This window comes from Enterobacter chuandaensis, assembly GCF_003594915.1.
Lineage (GTDB): Bacteria > Pseudomonadota > Gammaproteobacteria > Enterobacterales > Enterobacteriaceae > Enterobacter > Enterobacter chuandaensis.
Map to the genome: position 1 here is coordinate 33,335 of NZ_QZCS01000007.1, position 13,294 is coordinate 46,628.

The window sequence follows — 13,294 nt, forward strand, 5'->3', positions numbered from 1 at the left end:
AAATAAAAAGAGTATCTACTCTAAGCGTAGCCAGTTTATCGGCTTATGCCATAGTGCTCCCTCCCTTTTACCCTCTTTTACGCTTTTGACACTGGTTTAACAGAACCATTTAGTTTAGCATTTACTTAATTAAGCAAATACTAAACTAAAATGACCGAACTCGAACAACTTCAGGCCAGCGCCGGGCAGGCCGCCGCCCTTTTGAAAGCGATGAGCAATCCGCGTCGGCTGCTGATCCTGTGCACACTATGTGGCGCACCGGGCACCAGCGCGGGCGATCTGGCGCGCGCCACGGGGCTTAGCCCCTCCGCCACGTCGCAGCATCTGGCGCGTATGCGTGAGGAAGGGCTTATCGACAGCACCCGCAAGGCGCAGCGCATTCTCTATTTCATTAAAAACGATGCGGTGCATCAGCTCATCAGCACCCTGAAAACCCTTTATTGCCCGTAAGGAGCCGCTATGTCACTTCCACTGATTACCCCGCAACAGGCCCACGCCCGCGTGGCTGAGGGGGCGAGACTGATCGACATTCGTGATGCCGACGAATATGCCCGCGAGCATATTGCCGGGGCACAGTCGGTGCCGCTGGATACGCTACCCGGCGGGCTTAACGCGAGGGCTGGTGAAACGGTGATTTTCCACTGCCAGTCCGGCGCCCGTACCGCAGGGAACGCTGGCCGCCTTGCGCAGGCCGCCGGGCCCGCTCAGGCATTTGTGGTCGAGGGTGGCATTCAGGGCTGGAAGCAGGCGGGCCTGCTGACCATCGAAGACAAAACCCAGCCGCTCCCGCTGATGCGTCAGGTGCAAATTGCCGCCGGGCTGTTGATTCTCTGCGGCGTAGTGCTGGGCTACAGCGTCTCTGAGGGCTTTTTCCTTCTGAGCGGTTTTGTGGGTGCCGGGCTGCTATTCGCTGGTCTGACGGGGTTTTGCGGCATGGCGCGGCTGTTGAAGGTGATGCCATGGAACCGGCGTACCTCATAAGCAGTAATCCATGAATTACGCTGTACCCGCCGCCAGACGTGGGCTAAGGTGAAGATCGCTAAAACAATGAGGAGGTCATATGTTTTCTGTTGGTGATTATGTGCAACCGCGTAAAGGCGGCCCAAAGCTGAAGGTGCTTGAAGTGAACGGTGAAAGCGTGGTGGCGGTACAGGCCAGCAATGAGCAGGGTGAAAAATATACCCTCAAGGCCGCAGACCTGGCGCTCTATACCGAAGAAGGCGATTTCGGCGTCTGCTGAACAAACAACCGGGCGGAATATTCCGCCCGGCCTGCGGATTAGATCAGAAAATCATCCAGTGATTTACCGTTTGCCAGCGCGCTGGCAATAGGCTTCGGCGTGCGGCCCTGACCGGTCCACGTTTTCTCTTCACCGTTCTGGTCAATAAAGCGGTATTTCGCTTCACGCGGTTTACGCTTTTTAACCGGTTTACCCGCCTGCGCCAGGTCTGAACCCAGCAGGTCAGTCGGAGAAATACCATCGGCTTTCATCAGTTCCAGCAGGGTATTAATTTTTTTCTGCTGTTCAGCGCGCTGCTGCTCTAATTCCGCCAGCTCATTGCGTTTCTCTTCAGTAACGACCCTGACTTTTTCCAGCATTTCCTCAAGAACGTCCAGCGATAATTCACGCGCCATCGCGCGCAGGGTTCGGATATTATTAAGATTCTGTAACGTCAAAGACATATTATTTGAAAACCTTTTCTTTGGGGTAAATAGATAAATCGGGCACAGAATAATTCATTTCATTTGAAATATCTACCCAGAGGTCTGTATGGACATAATTGTAAATATATTTAAATATCGCCGTTAATAATAGCGTATAGCGTTTGTGGAAAGCAGGCGGATCTAATCACCGCATCAATATAAATGGTCAATTTTAATCCAAATCTCAGCACACTGCTCTCCCATCAGGAGAGCGGATTTCCGCTTCAGAAGTAAAGAAATTAACCTATTGATTTATATAAAAAACACCTTATCAGAGACAGATTATAACGAACCGGGCAAAAAACAATCATTTTTAGAGAATTTTGTGGACAAAAGGCGATTAAATAAAAATTAATCACTAGTTGTTAGTTCAAACACAGAGATATACGCTATACACGTCAAACAAACCAACCTAAAGCACTAATCGCTGAAGGAAAACCGATTCCACTGCGTTCTTCTCAAGGAGTTCAGACATGTTCTCGCCGCAATCTCGCCTGCGCCACGCGGTGGCGGATACTTTCGCGATGGTTGTCTACTGTTCCGTTGTGAACATGCTGATTGAAATATTCCTCTCCGGAATGACCTTCGAGCAGTCACTTTCGTCTCGTCTGGTGGCGATCCCGGTCAATATTATTATCGCCTGGCCTTACGGGTTATACCGCGATGTGGTCATGCGTTTCGCGCGCCGTATTAGCCCGGCAGGCTGGATGAAAAACCTGGCCGACGTGCTGGCGTACGTTACGTTCCAGTCTCCGGTTTATGTCGCTATTCTCCTGACGGTAGGCGCAGACTGGCACCAGATCGCCGCAGCGGTCAGTTCGAATATCGTGGTATCAATGCTGATGGGTGCGGTATACGGCTATTTTCTCGACTACTGCCGCCGTCTGTTTAAGGTCAGTCAGTACAGCCAGGTAAAAGCATAATGTGAAGCGACTGGCGAATGCCAGTCGCAGATTTACTGTACGTCGCCAAACAATCCCTTAAGAAACCGCTCCAGCGCCATACGCGAGCTGAAACCGTGCGGAATACCATAATGCTCATGCCGTTCACCGCCTAAATAGAGCGGAAATTGCTGATAATGATCGCAGGTTTTAATATCCGAGGCAGGTTCAGCAAATGACAGACTTCTGTCTTTCAGCGTCGGGTGAATAATGAGTGCGGTACGTCCCATCCTAGCTTCACGATTAACATACACATAATTCTCGCCTCGGCGATATCCATACGCTTTTGGCGTCACCTCATCCATGGTGAATCCCTCTTTTTCAAGAACGCGTGCCACCTCGTCAGGTCGTAAATACATATCTTTTCCTCGTTATCTTTTCCTGCCCGGCAACCTTACAGTAATCAGCATTAGCAGGGCTTTCAGAATAGTCCATAAACTGCCGGATAACGCGTGATGCGCTTCAGGTATTAAATTTCTGAACTAAACTAAACGGGAACACAAAATTACGGAGGATCGTATGTTTAACAGACCGAACCGAAACGATATTAACGACGACGCGCAGGATATTCGTAATGATGTCAGCCAATTAGCGGACACGCTGGAGGAAGTGCTGAAATCCTGGGGTTCCGATGCAAAGGATGAAGCAGATGCCGCGAAACGTAAGGCTCAGTCTCTGCTCCGTGAAACCCGCGCCCGTATGAACGGACGTTCACGCGCCACGCAGGCTGCCTGTGACATGGCCAGCTGCGCAACCACCTTCGTGCGTGAAAAACCACTGTGTACGCTGGGAACGGTCGCGGCGGTCGGCATTTTTGTCGGAGCCCTGCTCAGCCTGCGTAAGTAAGCACCCGTTCTCAACCCCGGTGGCCTCAGGCGCCGGGGCTTTTTTATGCCTGTAAACCTGAAATACCCGTACAGCCCGCCCTGCCCCGTTGTGCTCATCACTCAGGCAATATCAATCTAAATTTCCCATATCTTGTATGGTTGAATCTTTCATCAACTACATCTAGTATTCCCTTTAGAAAGACACACACCCTATGACGCGTTAACTCGCGCCGTTTTCTCATTCTAAATGGAAATACGAATCATGAGCATTATTATTTACACTCGTAACGATTGTGTTCAGTGCCACGCCACAAAACGGGCGATGGAGAGCCGCGGCGTGGCGTTTGAGATGGTAAATATCGACCTGGTACCCGAGGCCGCAGATACTCTGCGCGAACAGGGTTTCCGCCAGCTTCCGGTGGTGATTGCCGGTGAGACAAGCTGGTCAGGCTTTCGCCCGGACATGATTAACCGCCTGAGCGCTCAGGCCGCCCGTGCATGAGTGGGCTGGTCTTCTTCTCCAGCAGCTCGGAAAACACGCTCCGCTTTATTGAGCGTCTCGGGCTACCCGCAATACGCATTCCGCTCAACGAGCGGGAGCGTATTCAGGTAGACGAACCTTACATTCTGGTGGTGCCCAGCTATGGCGGCGGCGGGACGGCGGGGGCTGTGCCTCGCCAGGTGATCCGCTTTCTGAACGATCCTCATAACCGCGGGCTAATCCGCGGCGTGATCGCGGCGGGGAATCGCAATTTCGGCGACGCCTTTGGCCGCGCCGGGGATGTCATCTCTAAAAAATGCGGCGTGCCGTATCTCTATCGTTTTGAACTGATGGGGACACAGCTGGACGTCGAAAACGTGCGTAAAGGAGTGAACGAATTTTGGCAACGACAACCGCAGAACGGGTAATTCAGGCAACGCCGGACTACCACGCATTAAATGCGATGCTAAACCTCTATGACCGGGAGGGGCGCATTCAGTTCGATAAAGACAGTGAGGCGGTGGACGCCTTTTTAGCTGCCCACGTCCGCCCGAACAGCGTGCAATTTGCCAGCCAGAATGAACGTCTCAACTATCTGGTTAACGAGGGCTATTACGAAGAGCGCGTCCTGTCCCGCTACAACCGCGCCTTCGTGGTGACGCTGTTTGAGCGCGCCCATGCCAGCGGTTTTCGTTTCCAGACCTTCCTCGGCGCGTGGAAGTTCTATACCAGCTACACCCTGAAGACCTTTGACGGCAAACGCTACCTGGAAAGCTTTGAGGATCGTACCGTGATGGTGGCGCTGACGCTGGCCCAGGGCGATGAAGCGCTGGCAGAACGGCTGACGGAAGAGATCCTCTCCGGCCGCTTCCAGCCCGCCACGCCGACGTTTCTCAACTGCGGTAAGGCCCAGCGCGGCGAGCTGGTCTCCTGCTTCCTGCTGCGTATCGAAGACAATATGGAGTCGATTGGCCGCGCGGTGAACTCGGCGCTGCAGCTTTCCAAACGCGGCGGCGGCGTGGCGTTTCTGCTCTCGAACCTGCGTGAAGCGGGCGCGCCGATCAAGCGCATCGAAAACCAGTCCTCCGGCGTGATCCCGGTGATGAAGATGCTGGAGGATGCGTTCTCCTATGCCAACCAGCTTGGCGCACGCCAGGGCGCGGGGGCGGTTTACCTGCACGCGCACCACCCGGACATTCTGCGTTTTCTCGATACCAAACGTGAAAACGCCGACGAAAAAATCCGCATCAAAACCCTGTCGCTGGGGGTAGTGATCCCGGACATCACCTTTAAGCTCGCCAAAGAGAATGCCGACATGGCGCTCTTCTCGCCGTATGACGTGGAGCGAATTTACGGTAAAGCCTTTGGCGACGTGGCTATCAGCGAACTTTATGACGAGCTGGTGGCCGACGATCGCATTCGCAAAAAAACCATCAACGCCCGCGATTTCTTCCAGACGCTGGCCGAAATTCAGTTTGAGTCCGGCTATCCGTACATCATGTTTGAGGACACGGTAAACCGCGCCAACCCGATTGCCGGACGCATCAACATGAGCAACCTGTGCTCGGAGATTTTGCAGGTCAACAGCGCCTCCGCTTACGACGAGAACCTGGACTACGCGGAGATCGGCAAAGATATCTCCTGTAACCTCGGCTCGCTGAATATTGCCCACACCATGGATTCGCCGGATTTTGGCCGCACGGTGGAGACCGCCATTCGCGGGCTGACGGCGGTGTCGGACATGAGCCATATCCGCAGCGTGCCGTCTATTGAAGCGGGCAACGCCGCGTCCCACGCCATCGGCCTCGGGCAGATGAACCTGCACGGGTATCTGGCGCGCGAGGGTATCGCCTACGGCAGTCCGGAGGGGCTGGATTTCACCAATCTTTATTTCTACACCATCACCTGGCATGCGTTGCATACCTCGATGATGCTGGCGCGCGAACGCAACCAGCGGTTCGCGGGCTTTGAGCAGTCGCGCTATGCCAGCGGGGCGTATTTCAGCCAGTATCTGGAAGGCGACTGGCAGCCGAAAACCGAAAAAGTGCGCGAACTGTTTGCTCGCGCGGGGATCGTTCTGCCGACGCGCGAGATGTGGCAGCAGCTGCGTGACGACGTGATGCGCTACGGCATTTATAACCAAAACCTGCAGGCCGTGCCGCCAACCGGTTCGATTTCCTACATCAACCACGCCACGTCGAGCATCCACCCGATCGTGTCGAAGATTGAAATTCGTAAGGAAGGCAAAACCGGACGCGTTTACTACCCTGCCCCGTTTATGACCAACGAGAATCTGGCCCTGTATCAGGATGCTTACGAGATCGGCCCGGAGAAAATCATCGATACCTACGCCGAGGCCACGAAGCATGTGGATCAGGGATTGTCGCTGACGCTCTTCTTCCCGAACACCGCCACCACGCGGGATATCAACAGAGCGCAGATCTACGCCTGGAAGAAAGGCATTAAGACGCTCTACTACATTCGCCTGCGCCAGCTTGCGCTGGAAGGCACCGAAATCGAAGGCTGCGTGTCCTGCGCGCTGTAAGGAGAAAGGATGAAACTGTCACGCGTGAGTGCCGTTAACTGGAACAAAATCCAGGACGATAAAGACCTGGAGGTGTGGAACCGCCTGACCAGCAACTTCTGGCTGCCGGAAAAGGTGCCGCTCTCCAACGATATCCCTGCCTGGCAGACGCTGAGCCACGCTGAACAGCAGCTGACGATCCGCGTCTTTACCGGCCTGACGCTGCTGGATACCATTCAAAACACCGTCGGTGCGCCCGCACTGATGAGCGACGCGCTGACGCCGCACGAAGAGGCGGTGATGTCGAACATCAGCTTTATGGAGGCGGTACATGCCCGCTCCTATAGCTCGATTTTCTCAACGCTGTGCCAGACCAGAGACGTGGACGCGGCCTACGCATGGAGTGAAGAGAGTGAGTCATTGCAGCGCAAGGCGGAGCTGGTGCTGGAATATTACCGCGCCGACGAGCCGCTGAAGAAGAAGATCGCCAGCGTGTTCCTGGAATCCTTCCTCTTCTATTCCGGCTTCTGGCTGCCCATGTACTGGTCGAGCCGGGGCAAGCTCACCAACACCGCCGATTTGATTCGCCTCATCATTCGTGACGAGGCGGTGCACGGGTATTACATCGGCTATAAGTATCAGAAAGGGCTGGAGAAAGTCAGCCCGGAAAAACGCGAGGAACTCAAAGGTTTCGCCCTCGATTTGCTGATGGATCTTTACGACAACGAGCTGAGCTATACCGAAGAGCTGTACGCCGGAGCGGGCTGGGAGGAGGACGTAAAAGCGTTCCTCTGCTACAACGCCAATAAGGCGCTGATGAACCTGGGCTACGACGCGCTATTCCCGCCGGAGATGGCGGAGGTAAACCCGGCAATCCTCGCGGCGCTGTCGCCCAATGCGGACGAAAATCACGATTTCTTTTCCGGGTCCGGATCGTCGTACGTGATGGGTAAAGCGGTGGAGACGGAAGATGAGGACTGGGATTTTTAATGTATGAATTAACGTTCATTAATTAAATATAAATCTCATTATTTCCATATCACTATTTCACCAGGCGCTACACTGTAATTTCCCCGTCATATTCGCCTGAATCACACCGATTCAGGCGGAATTTCCCGATGCAGCAGCAAAAAATTGAGAAAAATTCAATCCGCCCTCAGCCCTTTATTCATGGGAAATTCAGCCGTTTCGCTTGTGGCAAAATTCACGCTAATGGCGGACTCAGGGTTGTCTCAGATTCTCAGTATGTTAGGGTTATGCCCGTTAACAATTTACCATGGTAATCATATCGACATAAACAAATAACAGGACACTCTCTATTGCATGGCAATTAAATTAGAAGTGAAAAATCTTTATAAAGTATTTGGCGAGCATCCACAGCGCGCATTCAAATATATTGAGAAAGGCCTTTCGAAAGAGCAAATTCTGGAAAAAACCGGGCTATCGCTTGGCGTTAAAGACGCCAGTCTGGCCATTGAAGAAGGCGAGATTTTTGTCATCATGGGGTTATCCGGTTCGGGTAAATCCACTATGGTTCGCCTTCTCAATCGCCTGATTGAACCCACCCGCGGACAGGTGCTGATTGACGGCGTGGATATCGCCAGAATATCAGACGCAGAGCTTCGCGAGGTGCGCAGAAAGAAGATCGCAATGGTGTTTCAGTCATTCGCGCTGATGCCGCACATGACGGTGCTGGATAATACCGCCTTCGGCATGGAATTAGCCGGTACGCCCGCTCAGGAACGTCAGGAAAAAGCCCTGGATGCCCTGCGTCAGGTCGGGCTGGAAAATTATGCGCATGCGTACCCGGATGAACTTTCCGGGGGGATGCGTCAGCGCGTGGGATTAGCCCGCGCGTTAGCCATCAATCCAGACATATTATTAATGGATGAAGCCTTCTCGGCCCTCGATCCGTTAATTCGCACAGAGATGCAGGATGAACTGGTAAAATTACAGGCCAGACATCAGCGAACTATTGTCTTTATTTCCCACGATTTAGATGAAGCCATGCGTATTGGCGACCGAATTGCCATTATGCAAAATGGCGAAGTGGTGCAGGTCGGCACGCCGGATGAAATTCTCAATAATCCGGCAAATGATTATGTCCGTACCTTCTTCCGCGGCGTGGATATTAGCCAGGTGTTTAGCGCCAAAGATATTGCCCGCCGAACCCCGAACGGCATTATCCGTAAAACCCCAGGCTTCGGCCCGCGCTCGGCGCTGAAGCTGCTGCAGGACGAAGACCGTGAATATGGTTATCTGGTTGAACGCGGCAATAAGTTTGTCGGCGTTGTCTCCATCGACTCCCTGAAAACCGCGCTTAGCGAAAGCCAGGGCATCGATGCGGCGTTAATTGACGCTCCGCTTGCCGTGGACGCCGAAACGCCGCTCAGCGAGTTGCTCTCCCATGTCGGCCAGGCGCCGTGCGCCGTGCCGGTCGTCGGTGAGGAACAACAGTACGTCGGCATCATCTCAAAACGGATGCTGCTGCAGGCTTTAGATCGCGAGGGGGCGAACAATGACCGATCAAACTAACCCGTGGGGGACCACAGAGGCAGCGGACAGCGCTGCGCAATCCGCCGACGCGTGGGGCTCCACGCCTGCACCCGCCGACGGTGGCGGCGCGGCAGACTGGCTGAACAGCGCACCCGCGCCTGCGCCAGAACACTTCAACATCATGGATCCGTTTCATAAAACGCTGATCCCGCTGGACAGCTGGGTCACGGAGGGGATCGACTGGGTGGTTACCCACTTCCGTCCGGTCTTCCAGGGGATCCGCGTCCCGGTGGATTATATCCTGAACGGCTTCCAGCAGCTGATGCTGGGCATGCCCGCGCCCGTAGCGATTATCCTGTTCTCCTTGATCGCCTGGCAGTTCGGTAGTGCGGGTATGGGCATCGCCACGCTCATCTCCCTGATTGCCATCGGCGCGATTGGCGCCTGGTCACAGGCGATGATCACCCTGGCGCTGGTGCTGACCGCCCTGCTCTTTTGCATTGTCATCGGCCTGCCGATGGGGATCTGGCTGGCGCGCAGCCCGCGGGCGGCGAAGATTATTCGCCCCCTGCTGGATGCGATGCAGACCACCCCGGCATTCGTCTATCTGGTGCCGATTGTAATGCTGTTCGGCATCGGCAACGTGCCGGGCGTGGTGGTCACCATTATCTTCGCCCTGCCACCGATTATTCGTCTGACCATTCTCGGGATCAACCAGGTGCCTGCGGACCTGATTGAAGCGTCACGCTCGTTCGGCGCCAGCCCGCGCCAGATGCTGTTTAAGGTTCAGCTCCCGCTGGCGATGCCGACCATCATGGCGGGCGTTAACCAGACGCTGATGCTGGCCCTGTCGATGGTCGTGATTGCCTCAATGATCGCCGTTGGCGGTCTCGGCCAGATGGTGCTGCGCGGCATTGGCCGTCTCGACATGGGGCTGGCCACCGTCGGCGGCGTCGGGATTGTGATCCTCGCCATTATTCTTGACCGCCTGACCCAGGCCGTCGGTCGTGATTCACGCAGTCGCGGCAACCGTCGCTGGTATACCACCGGCCCCGTCGGGTTACTCACCCGCCCATTTACAAAATAAGGAACAACGATGCGACAGAGCGTACTTTTTGCTACCGCGTTTGCCACCCTTGTCTCCACCTGCGCGTTTGCCGCTGACCTGCCGGGCAAAGGCATTACCGTGCAGCCGGTGCAGAGCACCATTTCGGAAGAGAGCTTCCAGACCCTGATCGTCAGCCGCGCGCTTGAGAAGCTGGGCTATACGGTCAACACCCCGAGCGAAGTGGATTACAACGTGGGCTACACCTCGATTGCCTCCGGTGACGCCACCTTTACCGCGGTGAACTGGCAGCCGCTGCATGACGACATGTATGCCGCCGCCGGTGGCGACAAGAAATTCTACCGCGAAGGCACCTTCGTGACGGGTGCGGCACAGGGTTATCTGATCGACAAGAAAACCGCGGATAAATACCACATCACCAATATTGAACAGCTGAAAGATCCGAAGATCGCCAGACTGTTCGACACCAACGGCGACGGCAAAGCGGACATGATGGGCTGTTCTCCGGGCTGGGGCTGTGAAGCGGTGATTAATCACCAGAACAAAGCCTTCGACCTGGCGAAGACCGTCGACGTAAGCCACGGCAACTACTCGGCGATGATGGCCGACACCATTGCCCGCTTTAAGGAAGGCAAGCCGGTGATCTACTACACCTGGACACCGTACTGGGTGAGCGACGTGCTGAAGCCGGGCAAAGACGTGGTGTGGCTGCAGGTGCCGTTCTCCTCCCTGCCGGGCGAGCAGAAAGATATCGACACCAAACTGCCGAACGGCATGAACTACGGTTTCCCGGTAAACACCATGCATATCGTGGCTAATAAAGCCTGGGCCGAGAAAAACCCGGCAGCGGCGAAGCTGTTCTCGGTGATGAAGCTGCCGCTGGCGGACATCAACGCCCAGAATGCGATGATGCACGCGGGCAAATCCTCTGAAGCAGATGTGAAAGGCCACGTGGACGGCTGGATCAAAGCCCACCAGCAGCAGTTCGACGGCTGGGTGAAAGAGGCGCTTGAGGCGCAGAAGTAAAAACACAACACAACCTTACCCCTCCCCCTCTGGGGAGAGGGTTAGGGTGAGGGGCATAAACCGCACAATCCAGCACGTAACAATCCCCCAACATTCACAATCATTGGTTATTATGGTTTCCGGAAAAATAATCACTTAACTAATGATTTCTGAAACCAATGACAAAAACAACTCAAGGGCTTAGCCCCGCACTTATCCTTTTAATGTCCGTGGCAACGGGTCTGGCGGTCGCCAGCAACTATTACGCGCAGCCTCTGCTCGACACCATCGCCCGCGCGTTCAATCTCTCCGCCAGCTCCGCAGGCTTTATCGTCACCGCTGCACAGCTTGGCTATGCCGCCGGGCTGCTGTTCCTGGTGCCGCTCGGCGATATGTTTGAGCGCCGGATGCTGATCGTCTCTATGACCCTGCTGGCAGCTGGCGGCATGTTGATCACCGCCAGCAGCCAGTCGCTGACGATGATGATAGTCGGTACCGCGCTAACGGGGCTGTTCTCCGTGGTGGCGCAAATCCTGGTTCCGCTCGCCGCAACGCTCGCCTCGCCGGAAAAACGCGGCAAGGTGGTGGGCACCATTATGAGCGGCCTGCTGCTCGGAATTCTGCTGGCGCGAACCGTTGCCGGGCTGCTGGCAAGCCTCGGCGGCTGGCGCACCGTTTACTGGGTGGCGAGCGTGTTGATGGTCATCATGGCGCTGGCGCTGTGGCGCGGGCTGCCGAAGGTAAAGCAGGAAAACCACCTGAATTACCCGCAACTGCTGGCCTCGGTTTTCAGCCTGTTCACCCAGGATAAGCTTCTGCGTACCCGCGCCCTTCTCGGGTGCTTCACCTTCGCTAACTTCAGCATTCTGTGGACGTCAATGGCGTTCCTGCTGGCCGCGCCGCCGTTCAATTATTCCGAAGGGGTGATTGGACTGTTCGGCCTGGCCGGTGCCGCAGGCGCACTGGGCGCTCGCCCGGCAGGCGGGCTGGCTGATAAAGGCAAATCGCATATGACCACGACAGCCGGACTGATTTTACTCCTGCTCTCCTGGGCAGCCATCTGGTATGGACACGTCTCGGTGCTGGCGCTGATCGTCGGTATTCTGGTGCTCGACCTGACCGTACAGGGCGTGCATATCACCAACCAGACCGTGATTTACCGCGTGAAGCCCGAGGCGCGTAACCGTCTGACGGCCGGATACATGACCAGCTACTTCATTGGTGGTGCGGCGGGGTCGTTAATTTCAGCATCGGCGTGGCAGCATGCTGGCTGGTCAGGCGTGTGTGGGATAGGGGCAATCGTCGCCGCGCTTAACCTGCTTGTATGGTGGCGCGGCTACCATCGCCAGGAGGCGATTCACTAAGTTTTACATTGCTTTGGGCCTCTTAGGGTGTAAAGGGGCCCTGCAGTCTGTTAATGTAAACGCAATCATTTATCCCAGAAATTTTAATGTGGGTGACATATCTACAATTGGCATGAATAGTTCAGACCCCCGTCCCCACATCCTCTCTTCAGCGGGTTTATACCCTACGCTTTCTGTGCTCACCGGGTCACGGATTTACCCGGCGCTCTCTGATGGTGACATACGTTTGGCGGATATAACCGCACAAATAATTCATTTACATTATTTGTCACTGTCGTTACTATATCGGCTGTAATTAATGAGGTTATACCCAAAATGGATAGTTCGTTTACGCCCATTGAACAAATGCTTAAATTCCGCGCCAGTCGTCATGAGGACTTCCCGTATCAGGAAATCCTGCTGACCCGCCTGTGCATGCACATGCAGGGTAAACTACTGGAAAATCGCAATAAAATGCTGAAAGCTCAAGGGATTAACGAGACGTTGTTTATGGCGTTGATTACGCTGGAGTCTCAGGAAAACCATAGCATTCAGCCTTCTGAGCTGAGCTGCGCGCTGGGATCGTCCCGTACCAATGCGACCCGTATTGCCGATGAGCTGGAAAAGCGCGGCTGGATTGAGCGCCGTGAAAGCGATAACGATCGCCGCTGCCTGCATCTGCAATTGACCGATAAAGGTCACCAGTTCCTGCGTGAGGTGCTGCCACCTCAGCACAATTGCCTGCACAAACTCTGGTCTGCCCTCAGTACCTCCGAGCGCGACCAGCTTGAGCACATCACTCGCAAGCTGCTCACCCGTCTGGACCAGATGGATGAAGAAGGCGCTGTTCTTGAGGCGCTGCGCTAACGCGACGACACGCTCAACAATCCAGATTTATATAAGAAAA

16 protein-coding genes are annotated in these 13,294 nt (G+C 54.9%); 14 read left to right on the forward strand and 2 right to left on the reverse strand.

Going from position 1 to position 13,294, the window contains the following annotated elements; all coding sequences use genetic code 11:
- Nucleotides 1-150: 150 nt before the first annotated feature.
- From D5066_RS12850 to D5066_RS12860, 3 genes are all read left to right on the forward strand, one after another.
- Nucleotides 151-450, forward strand: coding sequence for an ArsR/SmtB family transcription factor (locus tag D5066_RS12850; protein WP_119916173.1), 300 nt, complete (start codon nucleotides 151-153; stop codon nucleotides 448-450).
- 9 nt (nucleotides 451-459) lie between these two features.
- On the forward strand, nucleotides 460-981 hold the full coding sequence (locus tag D5066_RS12855; RefSeq protein WP_119916174.1) for a rhodanese family protein: 522 nt from the start codon (nucleotides 460-462) through the stop codon (nucleotides 979-981).
- Nucleotides 982-1,060: 79 nt separating this feature from the next.
- Nucleotides 1,061-1,240 carry a GDFGVC terminal motif YodC-like protein gene (locus D5066_RS12860; RefSeq protein ID WP_080330199.1) on the forward strand — a complete coding sequence of 60 codons (180 nt, stop codon included), beginning with the start codon at nucleotides 1,061-1,063 and terminating at the stop codon, nucleotides 1,238-1,240.
- A gap of 38 nt (nucleotides 1,241-1,278) precedes the next feature.
- Here D5066_RS12860 and stpA read toward each other — a convergent pair whose 3' ends face one another.
- Entirely contained in the window at nucleotides 1,279-1,683 is a 405-nt protein-coding gene (gene stpA, locus D5066_RS12865; protein ID WP_119916175.1) for a DNA-binding protein StpA, read from the reverse strand.
- Nucleotides 1,684-2,177: 494 nt separating this feature from the next.
- Between stpA and alaE the strand changes: the two genes are divergently transcribed.
- Entirely contained in the window at nucleotides 2,178-2,627 is a 450-nt protein-coding gene (gene alaE, locus D5066_RS12870; RefSeq protein ID WP_119916176.1) for an L-alanine exporter AlaE, read from the forward strand.
- 32 nt (nucleotides 2,628-2,659) lie between these two features.
- Here the strand turns inward: alaE and D5066_RS12875 are convergent, their stop codons facing one another.
- Nucleotides 2,660-3,004 (reverse strand): DUF2002 family protein, encoded by a 345-nt coding sequence (locus tag D5066_RS12875; protein WP_023308923.1) that lies wholly within the window; start codon nucleotides 3,002-3,004, stop codon nucleotides 2,660-2,662.
- Between the two features lie 160 nt (nucleotides 3,005-3,164).
- On the opposite strand from D5066_RS12875, the gene D5066_RS12880 reads away from it, so the two are divergent.
- The 10 genes from D5066_RS12880 (at nucleotide 3,165) to mprA (ending at nucleotide 13,254) form a co-directional block, all read left to right on the forward strand.
- On the forward strand, nucleotides 3,165-3,491 hold the full coding sequence (locus D5066_RS12880) for an ElaB/YgaM/YqjD family protein (RefSeq protein ID WP_023308924.1): 327 nt from the start codon (nucleotides 3,165-3,167) through the stop codon (nucleotides 3,489-3,491).
- A 243-nt stretch (nucleotides 3,492-3,734) separates the two neighbouring features.
- Nucleotides 3,735-3,974 carry a glutaredoxin-like protein NrdH gene (gene nrdH, locus D5066_RS12885; RefSeq protein ID WP_119916177.1) on the forward strand — a complete coding sequence of 80 codons (240 nt, stop codon included), beginning with the start codon at nucleotides 3,735-3,737 and terminating at the stop codon, nucleotides 3,972-3,974.
- Nucleotides 3,971-4,381 carry a class Ib ribonucleoside-diphosphate reductase assembly flavoprotein NrdI gene (gene nrdI, locus D5066_RS12890; RefSeq protein ID WP_119916178.1) on the forward strand — a complete coding sequence of 137 codons (411 nt, stop codon included), beginning with the start codon at nucleotides 3,971-3,973 and terminating at the stop codon, nucleotides 4,379-4,381. The genes nrdH and nrdI overlap by 4 nt, the downstream gene beginning before the upstream one ends.
- A complete protein-coding gene (nrdE, locus tag D5066_RS12895) occupies nucleotides 4,354-6,498 on the forward strand; it encodes a class 1b ribonucleoside-diphosphate reductase subunit alpha (protein WP_119916179.1) in 2,145 nt (714 codons plus the stop codon). Before nrdI ends, nrdE begins: the two co-directional genes overlap by 28 nt.
- A gap of 9 nt (nucleotides 6,499-6,507) precedes the next feature.
- Nucleotides 6,508-7,467 carry a class 1b ribonucleoside-diphosphate reductase subunit beta gene (gene nrdF / locus D5066_RS12900; protein ID WP_119916180.1) on the forward strand — a complete coding sequence of 320 codons (960 nt, stop codon included), beginning with the start codon at nucleotides 6,508-6,510 and terminating at the stop codon, nucleotides 7,465-7,467.
- Between the two features lie 333 nt (nucleotides 7,468-7,800).
- A complete protein-coding gene (proV, locus tag D5066_RS12905) occupies nucleotides 7,801-9,012 on the forward strand; it encodes a glycine betaine/L-proline ABC transporter ATP-binding protein ProV (protein WP_080330193.1) in 1,212 nt (403 codons plus the stop codon).
- Nucleotides 8,996-10,060: a glycine betaine/L-proline ABC transporter permease ProW gene (proW, locus tag D5066_RS12910; protein WP_119916181.1), complete on the forward strand. Its 1,065-nt coding sequence runs from the start codon at nucleotides 8,996-8,998 to the stop codon at nucleotides 10,058-10,060. Before proV ends, proW begins: the two co-directional genes overlap by 17 nt.
- A gap of 9 nt (nucleotides 10,061-10,069) precedes the next feature.
- A complete protein-coding gene (gene proX, locus D5066_RS12915) occupies nucleotides 10,070-11,065 on the forward strand; it encodes a glycine betaine/L-proline ABC transporter substrate-binding protein ProX (protein WP_119916182.1) in 996 nt (331 codons plus the stop codon).
- A 158-nt stretch (nucleotides 11,066-11,223) separates the two neighbouring features.
- Nucleotides 11,224-12,408 (forward strand): MFS transporter, encoded by a 1,185-nt coding sequence (locus tag D5066_RS12920; protein ID WP_119916183.1) that lies wholly within the window; start codon nucleotides 11,224-11,226, stop codon nucleotides 12,406-12,408.
- Between the two features lie 315 nt (nucleotides 12,409-12,723).
- Entirely contained in the window at nucleotides 12,724-13,254 is a 531-nt protein-coding gene (gene mprA, locus D5066_RS12925; RefSeq protein ID WP_041911975.1) for a transcriptional repressor MprA, read from the forward strand.
- Nucleotides 13,255-13,294 lie beyond the last annotated feature (40 nt).